Consider the following 15,641-nt stretch of genomic DNA (forward strand, 5'->3'; position numbering starts at 1 on the left):
CGTCGACCCGCGCCCCGGCGGCCGGGCACCTCCATGCAACGCCGCCGCCGTCCGCCTGGGAACGGCCCAAGGTCCCGCACGCACCGGGCCGAGGCCCCGGGACCGTTGGACCCGTTCGCGCGTGGCGTTGGCCCCTGATCCGGGCCGGGTGGCGTTCCTAGCGTGGAGAGGAGGGAGAGGAGGGTGCCGTGGCGCGAGCCGGACCGGCCCCGGGACGACGGGGCGAGCGACCGCCCCCGCCGGCCGAGGTCCCGCCGCGCGGCCTGACGCGGGACGAGGCGGGGCGACGGCTGGCTGCCGACGGCCCCAACACCCTGCCCGAGCCACCGAGGCCGGGCCCGCTGACCGAGCTGGCCCGCCAGCTCACCCACCTCCTGGCGGTGCTCCTGTGGATCGCCGCCGTGCTGGCCCTCCTCGCCGGCATGCCGTCGCTGTCGGTGGCCATCGTCGTGATCGTGCTCCTCAACGGGTTCTTCGCGTTCTGGCAGGAGCACCGGGCGGACCGCTCGACCCAGCGGCTCCGGGCCCTGCTGCCGACGGGGGCGCGGGTCGTGCGGGACGGGGCCGCGCAGGTCGTGGACGTCACCGGGCTCGTCGTCGGCGACGTCGTGCTGCTGCAGGCCGGCGACCGGGTGGGCGCCGACCTCCGGCTGGTCGCCGCGCGTGGCCTCACCCAGGACGAGTCGATGGTGACGGGCGAGAGCGGAGCGGTCCCGCACGGGCCCGGTGAGGCCCTGCTCGCCGGCACGTTCGTCGTCCAGGGTGAGGGGACCGGCGTCGTCGTGGCGACGGGCGCCGACACCACCCTGGCAGGCATCTCCGCCCTGGCCTCCACCGCGACACGGCCGCGCAGCCCGCTGACCCGCCAGCTGGACCGGGTCGTGCGCATCGTGGCCGTCATGGCCGCCCTGACCGGGCTCGGGCTCGGCTCGGCCGCGCTGCTGCTGGGCACCGACCCCACCAACGCGTTCCTCTTCGGGGTGGGCGTGGCGGTGGCCCTGGTCCCGGAGGGACTCCTGCCGACGGTGACGCTCTCCCTCGCGCGGGGTGCCCAGACGATGGCAGAGCGGCAGGCGCTCGTACGCCGCCTCGACGCGGTCGAGACGCTGGGTGCCACCACCTTCATCTGCACCGACAAGACCGGCACGATCACGCAGAACCGGATGAACGTCGTCGACGTCGTGACGTCGCGCGGCCGGGTGCGGGTCGAGGGCGAGGGCTACCACCCGGACGGGACGCTGGCCGGCGAGCCGGGGGCGACCGCACTGGTGCCCGCGGTCGCCACGGCCGCCACCCGGTGCGTGACCGGGCGGGTGGTGGAGCGTGACGACGACTGGCACGCCGAGGGCGACCCGATGGAGGCAGCGTTGCACTGCCTGGCCCTGCGGTCCGGGGCGGACGTCGAGGAGCCGTCGGTGCCGACCCGGCGTCCCTACAGCCCGGACCGGATGCTCAGCTCCGCATGGTCCGCCGGCGAGGTGTCGGTGCTCGGCGCCCCCGAGGCGGTGCTTCCGCGCTGCCGTGCGGTCCCCGAGCACGTGACCTCGGAGCTGGGGCGTCTCACCCGCGACGGGCGGCGCGTGGTCGCCGTGGCCCGTCGGCGGTGGACCGGTGCGCCCACGGAGGCCGCCGCCGACGCGATGGAGCACGACCTCGACCTCCTCGGCCTCCTCGGCCTCGAGGACCCGCCCCGCGAGGACGTGGACGAGGCGATCCAGGCTTGCCGGCACGCCGACATCCGGGTGGCGATGATCACCGGTGACCACCCCCGGACCGCCGAGGCGATCGCCCGCGAGGTCGGACTGCTGCAGGACGGCGGCACCGTCGTCCTCGGCAGCGAGCTCCCGGAGGCCGAGAGCGAGCTCGCCGCCCTGCTCGACCGCCCGGAGGGGGCGGTGGTCGCCCGGGTCTCCCCCGCCGACAAGCTGCACATCGCCTCCGCGCTGCGGTCCCGGGGGCACGTCGTGGCGATGACCGGCGACGGGGTCAACGACGCCCCGGCGCTGCGCGAGGCCGACGTGGGGGTCGCGATGGGCGCCAGCGGCAGCGACGTCGCCCGGGAGAGCGCGGACCTGGTCCTCCTCGACGACCGGTTCGGGACCATCGTCACCGCCGTGGAGCTCGGCCGGGCGACCTTCCGCAACGTGCGCCGCTTCCTGACCTACCACCTCACCGACAACGTCGCGGAGCTGACGCCGTTCGCGGTGTGGGCCCTCTCCGGAGGCAGCTTCCCGCTCGCCATCAGCGTGCTGCAGGTCCTCGCGCTCGACATCGGCACCGACATGCTCCCGGCCATCGCGCTGGGCGTCGAGCCGCCCCGGGAGGGGATCATGCGCGGCCGCTCCACCCGCAAGGTCGTCGACCGTGCCCTGCTCCTGCGGGCGTTCCTCGTGCTGGGCCTCACGGAGGCGGTGCTGGCGATGACGGCGTTCTCGATGGTGCTGTCGTCGGGCGGCTGGTCCTGGGGGGAGGACCCGTCCACGGAGCTGCTGGCCGTCGCGTCCGGCACCGCGTTCGCGGCCATCGCCCTCGGCCAGATGGCCAACGCCTTCGCGTGCCGCAGCTCGGTCCGTCCCGTGTGGCGGATGCGCCTCCTGGGCAACCCGTCGGTCCTCGTGGCGGTGGCCGCCGAGGCCGTGCTGCTCGTGACCTTCCTGGGCGTGCCGTGGCTGGCCGACCTCCTCGGCGGGTCGTGGCCCACGACGTTCGGCTGGCTCGCCGCAGCGGCGTGCCCGGTCGCCCTGCTCGCGGTCGACGGCGTGGTCAAGACCCTGGGCCGGGGTCGAAGGTCCCTCCCTCCGGCACCGGGACGGGCCGTTCGGCCCTAGGGGGCGGCCTCGTCCGGGGCGTAGACCGGTCCCATGGCGGCACACCCCTACGTCCTGGACTTCGACGAGGTCGGCAACGACGACGTCGCGCTCGTCGGCGGCAAGAACGCGTCCCTCGGCGAGATGTACCAACGGCTGCGCCCGCATGGCGTCCGCGTGCCTCGGGGGTTCGCGGTCACCGCGGCGGCGTACCGGCACGTCCTCGAGGACGCCGGCGCCGTGCCCCGTCTCCGGGAGGTCTTCGCCGGGATGGACCCCGACGACGTCGCCGACCTTCACCGGCGGGCCGCGCGGGCCAGGGAGATCGTCGCGGCGGCACCTCTGCCCGACGACCTGGTGGCGGCGATCCGCGCCGGCTACCGGAGCCTGGAGGAGGAGTACGGCGAGCACGTCGGCGTCGCCGTGCGCAGCTCCGCGACGGCCGAGGACCTCCCCGAGGCCAGCTTCGCGGGCCAGCACGACAGCTTCCTGGACGTCAGCGGCGAGGACGAGCTGCTGGAGGCCGTGCGTCGCTGCTTCGCCAGCGCCTTCACCGACCGGGGCGTCCACTACCGGCACCGCCACGGCTTCGACCAGCTCGCCGTGTCCCTCTCGGTGGGCGTGATGAAGCTCGTGCGCTCCGACCTGGCCTCCGCCGGGGTCGTGTTCACGCTCGACACCGAGAGCGGTTTCCGCGACGTCGTCTTCCTCACCGCGTCGTACGGGCTGGGCGAGAACATCGTCAAGGGGACGGTCGACCCGGACGAGTTCTACGTCCACAAGCCCACCTTCCGGGACGGGCACCGCGCGGTCCTGCGCCGCCGCCTCGGCGAGAAGGGCGTCCGGATGGTGCTGGAGGACCGGGGCGCCGGCTCGGCGACCCGCGACGAGGTGACGCCCGAGGCGGAGCGCGGACGGTTCTGCCTCACCGACGACGAGGTCCTCGAGCTCGCCGGCACCGCGATGACGATCGAGGACCACTACGGGCGGCCGATGGACATCGAGTGGGCCAAGGACGGGGTCGACGGGCTGCTGTACGTCGTGCAGGCGCGGCCCGAGACGGTCGCGAGCCGCCAGCGGAGCACCACCGTCCAGCGCTACGTGGTCGGGTCGCACGGCGACGTGGTCGTCCGCGGTCGTGCCGTGGGCGAGCGGGTGGCCACCGGGCGCGCGCGGGTCGTCCACGAGCTCGAGCAGCTGCGCGACGTACGCCCCGGTGACGTGCTGGTGTCCCGCACGACCTCCCCGGACTGGGAGCCGGTGATGAAGCGGGCCGCGGCCGTCGTCACCGACCGCGGCGGTCGCACCTGCCACGCCGCCATCATCGCCCGCGAGCAGGGACTCCCCGCCGTCGTCGGCACCGGCGACGGGTCGACCCGGATCCGGGACGGCGAGACGGTCACCGTGTCCTGCGCCGAGGGCGAGGTCGGACGCGTCTACGACGGCGAGGCGGCCTACCGCGTCGAGGAGGTCGACGTCGCGGCCATGCCGCGTCCCCGCACCCGCATCATGGTGAACCTCGGCGACCCCGGGCTGGCCTTCAAGACCTCGTTCCTGCCCAACGACGGCGTCGGCCTCGCGCGGCTCGAGTTCGTCATCACCGAGTCCGTCAAGGTGCACCCGATGGCGGCGCTGCACCCCGAGCGCCTCCCCGACGAGGACCGTCGCCGGGTCGAGGAGCTGGTCCGCGGGCACGCGGACGGCGGCGCCTACGTCGTCGAGCGCCTCTCCGAGGGGATCGCCACCATCGCGGCCGCCTTCCACCCCAAGCCGGTGGTCGTGAGGATGTCGGACTTCAAGAGCAACGAGTACGCCAGCCTGGTCGGCGGATCCGCCTTCGAGCCCGTCGAGGACAACCCGATGATCGGCTTCCGTGGGGCCTCCCGCTACGCGCACCCGGCCTACGCCGAGGGCTTCGCGCTGGAGTGCCGCGCCATCCGGCGCGTGCGCTCGGACATGGGGCTGGACAACGTCGTCGTGATGATCCCCTTCGTACGTCGCGTGGCCGAGGCGGACCTCGTGCTGGCGGCGATGGCCGAGCACGGCCTCGGACGCGGCGTCGACGGCCTGCAGGTCTACGCCATGTGCGAGATCCCCAACAACGTGGTGCTCGTCGACGAGTTCGCCAGCCGCTTCGACGGGTTCTCGATCGGGTCCAACGACCTCACCCAGCTGACCCTGGGCGTCGACCGCGACAGCGACCTGGTGGCCTTCGACTACGACGAGCGCGACCCGGGCGTCAAGCAGATGATCCGGCTCGCCGTCGAGGGCTGCCGTCGCAACGGCATCCACTCGGGCCTGTGCGGCCAGGCGCCCTCGGACTACCCGGACATGGCCGAGTTCCTCGTCGAGCTCGGCATCGACTCGATCAGCCTCAACCCCGACAGCCTCGTCCGCACGACCCAGGTGGTCCTCGACCTCGAAGCACGCCTGGCAGCACCCGACGCAGCACCCGACCAGCAACGACTCGCAGAAGAAGGAGAAGGATCATGGAGAGCAAGCGTTGGCACATCGAGCTCTACCTGACCGAGGACGGGCGCACGACCCGGGCCGAGGCGGTGCTGCGCACCAGTGCCGGCACGGAGCTGCGGCACTCGGGAGTGGCGCGCCGCAACCCCGACGACCGCGACGTCCCGGAGATCGGCGACGAGCTGGCCGTCTGCCGCGCGCTCACCGGTCTCGCCCAGGACCTGTTCGAGGCCTCGTTGACCGACGTGGAGGACAACGTCCATGCCTCCCCCACCTTCCGGTCCTGACCCGGCCACGGCGTACGACGTCGAGGTCGAGGACCTCGCGCCGCAACCCGTCGCCGTGGTGAGGGCGCACGTCGGGCTCGAGGACATCGAGTCCTTCCTGGGCGGCGCCTTCGAGGAGGTGGCGACCACGGCCGGCGAGCAGGGCCTCGAGGTGGTGGGGCCGCCCTTCGGCCGGTGGACGCCCCGCGACGGCGGCTTCGACGCCGCCGTCGGCTTCCCGGTCTCGGGCAGGGTCCAGGAACGGGGACGCGTGGAGGCGGACGAGCTCCCCGGCGGCACGGTCGCGCGGACGCTGTACACCGGCCCCTACGACGGTGTCGGCGCCGCCTACGCCGCCACCTTCGAGTGGCTGGCCGGGCACGCGCTCCAGGTCTCCGGCGAGCCGTGGGAGAGCTACCTCGACGGACCCGAGGTGGCCCAGCCGCGGACCCGGGTGTGCGTCCCCTGCTCGCCGCGCACGCCGGAGGGGTCCTGAGCCATGGTGTTCGCCGACCGCGCCGACGCGGGACGTCGCCTCGCGGCCGCCCTGGCGGGGCTCGGCGACCAGGCCCCGGTCGTCCTCGGCCTGCCGCACGGCGGCGTCCCGGTGGCCGCCGAGGTGGCCCGGGCGCTGGGCGCGCCCCTCGACGTCGTGGTCGTGCGCCGGCTGGCCCTCCCGTGGCAGCCGGAGCTGGCGGTGGGTGCCATCTGCGAGGACGGCACCCGGTTCCTCGACGACGACGTGGTCCGCAGCACCGGCACCACCCCCACCGAGCTGTCCGCCGTGGAGGTACCGGCGCGAGCCGAGCTGCACCGACGGGTCACCCTGCTGCGGGAGCACCAGCCGCGACGGCCGCTGCGTGGCCGGACGGTCGTCGTCGTCGACGACGGCGTCGTGACCGGCGCCAGCGCCCGCGTCGCCTGCCTGTCGGCCCGGGAGCAGGGCGCGGCGCGCGTCGTGCTCGCCGTACCGGTCGCGTCGACCCGGGCGGCCGAGGACCTGGCCGCCGACGTCGACGACCTGGTCTGCCTCGAGAGGGCGCCCGGCCTCCTCGCGGTCGGGCAGGCGTACCGCCGCTTCGAGCAGGTCTCGGACGACGAGGTGCTGCGCCTGCTGGGGGCTCGGCACGACAGCGCGCCCGCGCCCCAGTGACCCGCCCACGCGGGCCGAAGGTCCCTGTCGGCGGACCCGGCCACGGGCTTGACTGGAGCCACCGGGACGCCCCGGACACCCCCCGCACCCGAGTCAGTGGAGGCAGCACCGATGGTCCCCGAGACCGCGTCCCTGGAAGCGACCGTCGACCTCGGCACGAGCACGCCGTACGCCGAGGTCCGCGAGACCCACTCGGCGGTGGTCTTCCTCGTCGGTGACCGCGCCTACAAGCTCAAGAAGCCCGTGGACCTCGGCTTCCTCGACTTCTCCACCCGGACCGCTCGGCGGGAGGTGCTGCACCGCGAGCTCGAGCTCAACCGGCGCCTGGCCCCGGACGTCTACCTCGGGGTCAGCGACGTGCTGGACGTCGACGGCGGACCGGGCGACCACCTGCTGGTGATGCGCCGGATGCCCGTCCTGCGCAGGCTGGCCCACCTCGTGCGCACCGGCGCCGACGTGGACGAGGTCGTCGACGACCTGGCGCGCACCATGGCCACGTTCCACGGGCGCTGCGCCCGGGGTCCGCACATCGACAGCAGCGGCACCCGGGACGCGCTGTGGGCGCGGTGGCAGGCCAACACCGCTCGCGCGCGGCCCTTCGTCGGCACCCGGTTCGACGCCACCCTCTTCGAAGCGGTCCAGCGGCTCGTCGAGCGCTACCTGGCCGGCCGGGAGGCCCTCTTCGACGACCGGATCCGGCGCGGTGCCGTCGTCGACGGCCACGGTGACCTGCTGGCCGAGGACATCTTCTGCCTCGACGACGGCCCACGCATCCTGGACTGCATCGAGTTCGACGACTCCCTGCGCCACCTCGACCAGATGGACGACATGGCCTGCCTGGCCATGGACCTCGAACGCCTCGGCTCCCCCGAGGCGGCGACACGGCTCCTCGGCGCCTACGCCAGCCTGGCGGGCGACCCCGCCCCGGCCACCCTGGTCCACCACTACGTCGCCTACCGCGCCTTCATGCGGGCGATGGTCGCGTGCCTGCCGCACGGCCCCGAGCACCGCACCGCGGCTCCGGCGCGACTCCTCAGCCTGGCCCACCAGCACCTGGAGGAGTCCCGGGTGTCGCTCGTCCTGGTGGGCGGCCCGCCCGGGACCGGCAAGTCCACCGTGGCCGCCGGACTGGCCGACGAGCTCGGCTGGACCGTGCTGAGCAGCGACCGGATCCGCAAGGAGCTCGCCGGGATCCCCGCCGAGGAGCACGCCCCCGCGGCCATGGGCCAGGGGATCTACACCCCGGAGTGGACCGAGCGGACCTACGCCGAGATGCTGCACCGCGCCGAGTCCCTGCTGGCGCTGGGCGAGTGCGTCGTCCTCGACGCGACGTGGGGCGAGGAGCGCAGGCGTACGGCGGCCGCGGCCGTCGCGTCCCGCACGTCGAGCGAGCTCACGCAGGTGCGGTGCGACCTGCCGTCGGACGTGGCCACCGCCCGGCTGACCGAGCGGCAGGGCGGCCGCGACCCCTCCGACGCCGACGGGGAGATCGCCCGCGGGCTGGGTGCGTGCTTCGAACCCTGGCCGCAGGCGTGGCGCGCCGACACGCTGCCGCCGCCGGAGTCCGTCGTCGCCCGGCTCCGGCACCGGCTCCAGCCGTGGCGCACCACCCCCCACCTCGCCCTGCCGCGCCTGCCCGCCGACTGAGATGACCGTCGGGCCGGACACGATGCGGGCCTGGGCGGTCAGCGGACGCCCCGGCGGTCCGACGCGGGTCCTCCCGGTCGAGCGCGAGGTCCCGCGTCCGGGACCGGACGAGGTCCTGGTCCGGGTCAGCGCCTGCGGGGTCTGCCGGACCGACCTGCACCTCGCCGACCACGACCTCCCGCCGCGTGCGCCGCAGGTCGTCCCGGGCCACGAGGTCGTGGGCACCGTCGTCGCGGCGGGATCCGCAGCGGGTCGGTTCGGGCTCGGCGACCGGGTGGGCATCGCCTGGCTGCGCCGGACGTGCGGGCGCTGCGGTCCGTGCCGGACCGGGCGGGAGAACCTGTGCCGGTCCTCGCTCTACACCGGCTGGGACGCCGACGGCGGCTTCGCCGAGCTCGCGCTCGTGCCGGAGGCCTTCGCCTACGCGCTGCCCGGCCACCTCGGGGACGAGGAGGCCGCCCCGCTGCTGTGCTCGGGCATCATCGGCTGGCGGGCCCTCAAGCGGGCCCAGCTGCCGCCCGGAGGGCGGCTGGGCATCTACGGGTTCGGCGCCAGCGCGCACATCACCGCCCAGCTGGCCCTGGCCCAGGGGGCGGAGGTGCACGTGCTCACGCGCGAGGAGTCGGCGCGCGAGCTCGCCCTCGAGCTCGGGGCGGCGTCGGCCGGTCCCGCCCACGGCTCTCCCCCGGTGCCGCTCGACGCGGCCATCCTCTTCGCCCCGGTGGGCGACCTGGTGCCGGTGGCCCTGGCCGCCCTCGAGCAGGGCGGCACCCTCGCGGTCGCCGGCATCCACCTGACCGACGTCCCGCGGCTGGACTACCAGCAGCACCTGTTCCGGGAGAGGACGCTCACCAGCGTCACCGCCAACACCCGCGCCGACGGCGAGGAGCTCCTGCACCTGGCCGCGGCGCTCGGGATCCGGCCCCGCGTCACGAGCTACTCCTTCGACCGGGTCGACCAGGCGCTGGAGGACCTCGCCCGCGGTGCGGTCACCGGAGCCGCGGTGGTGCGCCGCGGCGACGGGGTCAGTCGGCCTTGACCGCCAGCACCGGGCAGTGGGCGTCGAGCAGGATGCGCTGTGCGTTGCTGCCCAGGATCAGCTTGCCGACGGGCGACCGCCGGCGCAGGCCGATCACGAGGAGCTCGGCCGAGTTGGCCTCGGCGAGGCTGATGAGGTCCTCGGCGGGCTCGAAGCCCCGCACGAGCTGGCGGATGTCGTACTCGAGACCCGACTCGTCGAGCGTCTTGCGCACGGCGTCCATCTCGCTCTCGGCGGCCTGGGCCCGCTCCTGGTCGTAGTCGTGCCCGCCGCGGTGGGAGTTGACCACCACGAGCTTGCTGCCCCGCAACCTGGCCTCGGAGATGGCGGTCGCGAGCGCGGCCTCACCCTCCGGCTTGGGGACGTATCCGACGACGACGGTGCCCATGGCGCCTCCTTGTGCAGAGCAGACCGGCCGCAGTGGTGCGTGCCGGTGCTTGGCACCGTACCCAATCCGGGGCCCCAGCGGGAGGCTGTGGACGACGAGGCGCGCCGGTCGCTCCGAGCGGGCAGGCTGTGGCCATGCCGGTGCTCGCCCCCATCACCCGCTCCACCCACGTGGCGCTGCGGGCGGCGGTGCTCGACCTCAGGGAGAACGAGCGGCGGCGCCGTCCTCCGCCGACGATGCACGTGGGCCTCCCGGCCCGGTACGCCGCACGCTTCGTGCACGATGCCGGCGGGACGCTGGACCGGTGGCCGGACCAGGCGCTGGCGGCCGACGTGGTGGGTGCACTGCTCCAACGGGCGCGACGTGAGCTCGGTGCAGTACTGGGCGGACCTCCCCCGGTGCCGCTCGCGTGGCTGACACGCGCCGGGTCGCTGGCGGTGCACGACGCCGACGTGACGTGGTCCTCCGCGACCCGGACGGCCTACGCCGAGGCGGAAGTGCCGTGCACCTTCGTCGTGGTCACCCGCGACGGCTGGGTCGACCCCACCACCGGGGTGCGGCGCGAGTGGCGCCGGCTGCGGCGCCGGTCGGGCACGCCTCCCTCGCGGACCTGACGCCCGCCCCTCCCGGAGGACCTGTCAGTCGGTCCAGGTGTGCACCGGCTCGTTGGTGTGCATCCGTGCGCGGTAGTCCTGCAGCGTGGCCCGCAGCGCGTCGTAGGTCTCCATGTCCGTGCGCCGTCCCATCTGGTCCACGAACCACTCGGCGCCGTTGACGCCGAGCAGGCAGCGCTGCTCGATGATGCCGAGGAGCCGGTCGCGCACGTCTGCCTCCACGCCCCGGGCGTCGAGGCCCTCGGCCGCCATCGGCAGCAGCCGACGCAGCACCAGCTCGGTGGCCCGCACCTGACCGATGCCCGGCCAGTAGATCTGGGCGTCGAGACCCTGCTGCGCGGCCACGTGGAAGTTCTCCTCCGCCGCGGAGAAGGACATCTGCGACCACAGCGGCCGCTCGCTCTCCGCGAGCTGGCGGACCAGGCCGAAGTAGAAGGCCGCGTTGGCGATCGTGTCGGCGACCGTCGGCCCCGCGGCGAGGAGGCGGTTCTCCACGCGCAGGTGCGGCACGCCCCCCGCGATGTCGTAGACGGGCCGGTTCCAGCGGTAGATGGTGCCGTTGTGCAGCCGCAGCTCCGACAGCTCGGGGGTGCCGCCCTCCTCGAGCACCTGCAGCGGGTCCTCGTCGTCGGTGATCGGCAGCAGCGCCGGGAAGTAGCGGACGTTCTCCTCGAAGAGGTCGAAGACCGAGGTCACCCAGCGCTCGCCGAACCACACCCGCGGGCGGACGCCCTGCACCTTGAGCTCCTCGCTGCGGGTGTCGGTCGCCTGCTCGAAGAGCGGGATCCGGGTCTCGCGCCACAGCTCCTTGCCGAGCAGGTACGGCGAGTTGGCGGCGACGGCGAGCTGCACGCCGGCGATGGCCTGCGAGGCGTTCCAGTAGGCAGCGAAGTCGTCGGGGCTGGTCTGCACGTGGAACTGGGTGCTCGTGCACGCCGCCTCGGGGACGATCGAGTCCGCCGTCGTGGACAGGCGGTCCCGCCCCGAGATGTTGATGGTGATGTCCTCGCCCCGGGCGTCGAGGATCTGCTCGCTCAGCAGCTTGTAGCGGGGGTTGGGGCTGAGGCTGGCCTGGGACATGTGCCCCTCGGCGAGGGTCGGCAGGATCCCGATCATCACCTGGTGCGCGCCGACCTCGCTGGCCGCCGCCTCGGCGTCGTTGAGCGAGCGCCGCAGGCTCTCCTCGAACGTCGTCAGTCCGCCCGCGCGCAGGGTCGCGGGAGGGACGTTGATCTCGATGTTGAACTGGCCCAGCTCGGTCTGGAAGTCGGGCTTGGCGATGGCCTCGAGGACCTCGCTGTTCTTCAGAGCGGGGTCACCCCGGTCGTCGACAAGGTTGAGCTCGACCTCCAGCCCGGTCATCGGGTCGTCCGTGTCGAACCTCGCCTCCCGCAGCATCCGGGCGAAGACGTCCAGGTTGCGTCGGACCTTCTCGCGGTGGCGTGTCCTGTCGGCGCGCGAGAACTCCTGCTGCTCGACTTCTTCTCCCATGGCCCGACCCTAGTCACGCCGAGCCTCCACGGACAGCCGTCACCCCCCGCGGGATGGACCGGCCGCGCTCGTCATGCGGCCCCGAGGCCCGGGCCGGCACGGAACCGGTCCCAGAGGTCGGGCGAGCACGCCTCGTCCAGCAGGTCGGCCACCAGGCGCGCCAGCGAGTGGTCGGGCTCGACGGCCCGGCACCGCTCGACCGCGCACCAGGCGAGCGCCCCCTCGCCGGCGAGCCACGCGGCGACGGCCAGCACCGAGGCGGGGCCGGCCACCAGCTCGTCGGGGAGCCGCCGCACCGCGTCGCTACACGTCGCGACCCAGCGGGTCGCCGTCCCCCGCGACAGCCCGCTCCACGCCTGGTCGCGTGCCGCCGGGTCCCGGAGCGCCAGCGCGAGGGGCACCAGCACCTCCACCGGCCACGGCTCGAACCGGTCCGCGTCCCCGGCCACCAGGTCCCGCACCTGCGCGGGCGAGAGGGGTGCGGGCGCGGTCGCGAGGAGGGCAGAGGACTCGGCCACGCCGTCCGCAGCCGGATCCAGGGTCGCCCGCAGCTCGGCACGGGAACCCCGGGTGACGCGGCCGTCGAAGACCGCACGCGCCGTGAACGGGTGCGCCCCGCAGTCGAAGGGCACGCCACGGTAGGAGGCCGGGTCGCGGCCGGGGAGCACCGCGAACCACCGTCCGTCGTGGACACGGAGCACGTCGATCACCTCGATGCCTCGTTCGGTGAAGGCCTCCAGCAGGGACCAGGCCGACTCGTCGGCCACGGTGGTGTCGTCGTCGTAGACCACGAAGATCACCTGCCGCACGTGGTGGCGAAGGCTCGGGCGGAGGAGGGCGTCGACGAGGTCGTCGACGTCGTCGGGGTGGTCCGGCAGGTCGACCCGCGCGTGGAAGGAGGGTCGGTCGCCGAAGGTGAGCATGGCGACGGACGTCTCGGGGTTGAACCCGATGGCGATCGGCACGAACGCCAGGATGTCCTCGGGGGTGCGGGCGACCAGCGGTGTGGGTGTCGGTGTGGAAGTCATGCCGGCACGCTTCCCGGCCCGACCGACCGTCCCACCTCGACGGTCCGTCGCTGTGGACGACGACCGTCCGCCGGTCCCCTGTGGACGGGAAGTGGCCTGCGACAATGACGGCATGAGCCGCTCCGTGCCGATCCCGGTCCCGGGCCGGCTCCACGCCTGATGCGTCGTACCGCCTCGGTCCTCCACCTGGACATGGACGCCTTCTTCGCTGCCGTCGAGCAGCGCGACAAGCCGTCGTTGCGGGGACGTCCCGTGGTCGTGGGCGGCACCAGCGGCCGGGGAGTCGTCGCGACGGCGTCGTACGAGGCACGGGTGTACGGCGTGCGCTCGGCCATGTCGACGCGCGAGGCCCGGGCGCGGTGCCCGCACGCCGCGTACCTGTCCGGGCGCTTCCACGCCTACCGCGAGACCAGCGCACGGGTGATGGACGTGCTGCGCGCGGCGTCCCCGCTCGTGGAGCCGCTGTCGCTGGACGAGGCCTTCGTCGACCTCGAGCGGGCGGACCTGCCCGACCTCGAGGTCGGCACCGTCACGGCGTTCGGGGAAGAGCTGCGGGCGCGCGTGCGCGAGGTCAGCGGCGGGCTCACCGGCACCGTCGGCATCGGCACGTCCAAGTTCATCGCCAAGGTCGCCAGCGAGCTCGACAAGCCGGACGGGCTCACGGTCGTGCCGCCCGGGACCGAGCGCGACCTGCTGCGGCCCATGAAGGTCACGGTCATCCCCGGCGTGGGACCCGCCACCGCCGAGCGGCTCCGGCGCGCGGGCATCCACACCGTGGCCGACCTCGAGGCGGTGAGCGAGGACGAGATGGTCCGCCTCCTCGGCAAGGCCCACGGGCACGGGCTCCACCGCCTGGCCCGCGCCGAGGACGACCGTCCGGTCGTGGCCGACCGCGAGACCAAGTCGGTCAGCAGCGAGGGCACCTACGACACCGACCTGACCGACCGGAGCCTGATGGAGGGCCTCCTGACCCGCCAGGCCGCGCAGGTCGGCACCCGGTTGCGCAAGCACGGCCTGTCCGGGCGCACCGTGACCATCAAGGTGCGTCTGCACGACTTCACGACGCTCAGCCGCTCCACCACGTTGCCCAGCCCGACCGACAGCGGGACGACGATCGCGCGCCTGGCCCGGCTCCTGCTCGCCGACCTCGACACCTCCGGCGGCGTCCGGCTCCTGGGCGTCGGGGTGTCCGGGCTCGCCGACTGGATCCAGGAGGACCTCTTCGGCGAGACGGAGCCCGAGCCGGAGGACGTCGTCGTGCCGGAGCCGGCACCGTCCGTGCGCCACTTCTCCCCCGGGATGGACGTCGTCCACGAGGAGATGGGCGCCGGCTGGGTGTGGGGGTCCGGCAAGGGCGTCGTCACGGTGCGCTTCGAGACCGCCGACAGCCCTCCCGGCCCGGTCCGCTCCTACTCGGTCGACGACCCCGCGCTGGCCCCGGTCGCCCGTCCGGCGGAGGACTGAGCCGACCGTCTGCGTCACGGACGGGAACAGCGACGAGATGGGGTGAGGGCGTGGGCGACGGACTCCGACGCTCATGGGACCCATCCGTTCGGGGCACCGGCACGAAGCACCCCTGAGAAGTCCCTGAGAGTTGCAGAGGGAGGCAACTCTCACGCGGGGTGGGACGTCGAGTCAGATGAAGGGCCGACCAAGGTGGGGCCGGGGAATCTCTCGTCCGCGCAGGCCGTTGGAGAAGACGTGGCGGCGTATTCGGCGCACCGCCACGAAGGAGGAGACGACGATGAGCACCGCACAGAGCACCGCCCGGAGCACCCGCACGAGCACCACGCGTGAGATCGAGGGTCGCGACAGCGTCGGCCTCTACCTCGACGAGATCGCCCGCACTCCTCTTCTCGACGCCGCCATGGAGGTCGAGCTCTCCAAGACCATCGAGGCCGGCCTGCTGGCCGAGAAGCTCCTCGAGGAGGGCCGGGTCGGCCGCCGCAAGGGCGGCGCGCCGATGCGCGCCAGCCAGGAGGAGCTCGAGTGGCTGGCCGAGGAGGGCCGCCGCGCCGTCGACCAGTTCATCTCCGCCAACCTGCGTCTCGTCGTCTCCATCGCCCGCAAGTACGGCCGCTCGCAGATGCCCATGCTCGACCTGATCCAGGAGGGCAACACCGGTCTCATCCGCGCCGTGGAGAAGTTCGACTACACCAAGGGCTACAAGTTCTCGACGTACGCCACGTGGTGGGTCCGCCAGGCCATCACCCGCGGCATCGCCCAGCAGGCGCGCGTCGTCCGCCTCCCCGTGCACGTGGTGGAGGAGCTCAACCAGGTCAGCGGTGCCCGCCGCACGCTGGAGCGCCAGCTCGGCCGCGACCCCGAGCCGCAGGAGATCGCCCAGGAGCTCGGCATGGACGTCGACCGGGTCCTCGACCTCCTGTCGTGGGGCCGGGACCACGTCTCCCTCGACACCCCGGTGGACGAGGACGGCGACACCTCGCTCGGTGACCTGATGGCCCAGGAGACGGCCCCCGGTCCCGACCTGGAGTTCCTGGACGTGGAGGCGCGCCAGCGGCTCGACGACCTCGTCAGCCACCTCGACGACCGGGCGGCCGACATCATCCGGGCGCGCTACGGCCTCACCGACGGGCGCCAGCACAAGCTGGCCGACATCGGCGCCAAGCACGGCATCTCGGCCGAGCGGGTCCGCCAGCTGGAGCGGGAGGCGCTGCAGAAGCTCCGCCGCATCGGCGACCCCGACCTCGCAACCGGGACCGCCGCCTGACGGTTCGT

Annotated in this window: 13 protein-coding genes; 10 read left to right on the plus strand and 3 right to left on the minus strand. The window is 73.9% G+C overall.

Features of this window, described 5'->3' with window-relative positions; translation table 11 throughout:
• The first annotated feature begins 188 nt into the window (after positions 1-188).
• From DAI17_RS09025 to DAI17_RS09055, 7 genes are all read left to right on the plus strand, one after another.
• Positions 189-2,828: a cation-translocating P-type ATPase gene (locus tag DAI17_RS09025; RefSeq protein ID WP_107772604.1), complete on the plus strand. Its 2,640-nt coding sequence runs from the start codon at positions 189-191 to the stop codon at positions 2,826-2,828.
• A 33-nt stretch (positions 2,829-2,861) separates the two neighbouring features.
• Entirely contained in the window at positions 2,862-5,333 is a 2,472-nt protein-coding gene (gene ppsA, locus DAI17_RS09030; protein WP_107772605.1) for a phosphoenolpyruvate synthase, read from the plus strand.
• Positions 5,297-5,563: a DUF1876 domain-containing protein gene (locus DAI17_RS09035; protein WP_107772606.1), complete on the plus strand. Its 267-nt coding sequence runs from the start codon at positions 5,297-5,299 to the stop codon at positions 5,561-5,563. Before ppsA ends, DAI17_RS09035 begins: the two co-directional genes overlap by 37 nt.
• A complete protein-coding gene (locus DAI17_RS09040; RefSeq protein ID WP_107772607.1) occupies positions 5,538-6,038 on the plus strand; it encodes a GyrI-like domain-containing protein in 501 nt (166 codons plus the stop codon). Before DAI17_RS09035 ends, DAI17_RS09040 begins: the two co-directional genes overlap by 26 nt.
• Before the next feature lie 3 nt (positions 6,039-6,041).
• On the plus strand, positions 6,042-6,695 hold the full coding sequence (locus DAI17_RS09045; RefSeq protein WP_107772608.1) for a phosphoribosyltransferase: 654 nt from the start codon (positions 6,042-6,044) through the stop codon (positions 6,693-6,695).
• 111 nt (positions 6,696-6,806) lie between these two features.
• Entirely contained in the window at positions 6,807-8,342 is a 1,536-nt protein-coding gene (locus tag DAI17_RS09050) for a bifunctional aminoglycoside phosphotransferase/ATP-binding protein (RefSeq protein WP_107772609.1), read from the plus strand.
• Position 8,343: 1 nt separating this feature from the next.
• The gene (locus DAI17_RS09055) at positions 8,344-9,381 is read left to right on the plus strand and encodes a zinc-dependent alcohol dehydrogenase family protein (RefSeq protein WP_107772610.1); all 1,038 of its coding nucleotides are present in this window, start codon (positions 8,344-8,346) and stop codon (positions 9,379-9,381) included.
• Here the strand turns inward: DAI17_RS09055 and DAI17_RS09060 are convergent.
• Positions 9,368-9,769, minus strand: a complete 402-nt coding sequence (locus tag DAI17_RS09060) for a universal stress protein (protein WP_107772611.1) — start codon at positions 9,767-9,769, stop codon at positions 9,368-9,370. The genes DAI17_RS09055 and DAI17_RS09060 overlap by 14 nt on opposite strands.
• Before the next feature lie 134 nt (positions 9,770-9,903).
• Here DAI17_RS09060 and DAI17_RS09065 point away from each other — a divergent pair, with 134 nt between their 5' ends.
• A complete protein-coding gene (locus DAI17_RS09065; RefSeq protein WP_107772904.1) occupies positions 9,904-10,383 on the plus strand; it encodes a hypothetical protein in 480 nt (159 codons plus the stop codon).
• 24 nt (positions 10,384-10,407) lie between these two features.
• Here DAI17_RS09065 and DAI17_RS09070 read toward each other — a convergent pair whose 3' ends face one another.
• Entirely contained in the window at positions 10,408-11,874 is a 1,467-nt protein-coding gene (locus tag DAI17_RS09070) for a glutamate--cysteine ligase family protein (RefSeq protein ID WP_107772612.1), read from the minus strand.
• A 71-nt stretch (positions 11,875-11,945) separates the two neighbouring features.
• The gene (locus tag DAI17_RS09075) at positions 11,946-12,902 is read right to left on the minus strand and encodes a DUF4192 domain-containing protein (protein ID WP_159081443.1); all 957 of its coding nucleotides are present in this window, start codon (positions 12,900-12,902) and stop codon (positions 11,946-11,948) included.
• 159 nt (positions 12,903-13,061) lie between these two features.
• Here DAI17_RS09075 and DAI17_RS09080 point away from each other — a divergent pair, with 159 nt between their 5' ends.
• Both DAI17_RS09080 and DAI17_RS09085 read left to right on the plus strand, forming a co-directional pair.
• Entirely contained in the window at positions 13,062-14,366 is a 1,305-nt protein-coding gene (locus tag DAI17_RS09080; RefSeq protein WP_107772613.1) for a DNA polymerase IV, read from the plus strand.
• 280 nt (positions 14,367-14,646) lie between these two features.
• The gene (locus DAI17_RS09085; protein WP_107772614.1) at positions 14,647-15,633 is read left to right on the plus strand and encodes a sigma-70 family RNA polymerase sigma factor; all 987 of its coding nucleotides are present in this window, start codon (positions 14,647-14,649) and stop codon (positions 15,631-15,633) included.
• Positions 15,634-15,641 lie beyond the last annotated feature (8 nt).

It is taken from the genome of Nocardioides sediminis, assembly GCF_003047295.1.
Taxonomy (GTDB): domain Bacteria; phylum Actinomycetota; class Actinomycetes; order Propionibacteriales; family Nocardioidaceae; genus Nocardioides; species Nocardioides sediminis.

Coding starts and splice junctions, on each gene's coding strand:
- DAI17_RS09050 (WP_107772609.1), top strand. CDS start 6,807: ATGGTCCCCGAGACCGCGTCCCTGGAAGCGACCGTCGACCTCGGCACG.
- DAI17_RS09045 (WP_107772608.1), top strand. CDS start 6,042: ATGGTGTTCGCCGACCGCGCCGACGCGGGACGTCGCCTCGCGGCCGCC.
- DAI17_RS09070 (WP_107772612.1), bottom strand. CDS start 11,874: ATGGGAGAAGAAGTCGAGCAGCAGGAGTTCTCGCGCGCCGACAGGACA.
- DAI17_RS09040 (WP_107772607.1), top strand. CDS start 5,538: ATGCCTCCCCCACCTTCCGGTCCTGACCCGGCCACGGCGTACGACGTC.
- DAI17_RS09055 (WP_107772610.1), top strand. CDS start 8,344: ATGACCGTCGGGCCGGACACGATGCGGGCCTGGGCGGTCAGCGGACGC.
- DAI17_RS09085 (WP_107772614.1), top strand. CDS start 14,647: ATGAGCACCGCACAGAGCACCGCCCGGAGCACCCGCACGAGCACCACG.
- DAI17_RS09060 (WP_107772611.1), bottom strand. CDS start 9,769: ATGGGCACCGTCGTCGTCGGATACGTCCCCAAGCCGGAGGGTGAGGCC.
- ppsA (WP_107772605.1), top strand. CDS start 2,862: ATGGCGGCACACCCCTACGTCCTGGACTTCGACGAGGTCGGCAACGAC.
- DAI17_RS09075 (WP_159081443.1), bottom strand. CDS start 12,902: ATGACTTCCACACCGACACCCACACCGCTGGTCGCCCGCACCCCCGAG.
- DAI17_RS09065 (WP_107772904.1), top strand. CDS start 9,904: ATGCCGGTGCTCGCCCCCATCACCCGCTCCACCCACGTGGCGCTGCGG.
- DAI17_RS09080 (WP_107772613.1), top strand. CDS start 13,062: ATGCGTCGTACCGCCTCGGTCCTCCACCTGGACATGGACGCCTTCTTC.
- DAI17_RS09035 (WP_107772606.1), top strand. CDS start 5,297: ATGGAGAGCAAGCGTTGGCACATCGAGCTCTACCTGACCGAGGACGGG.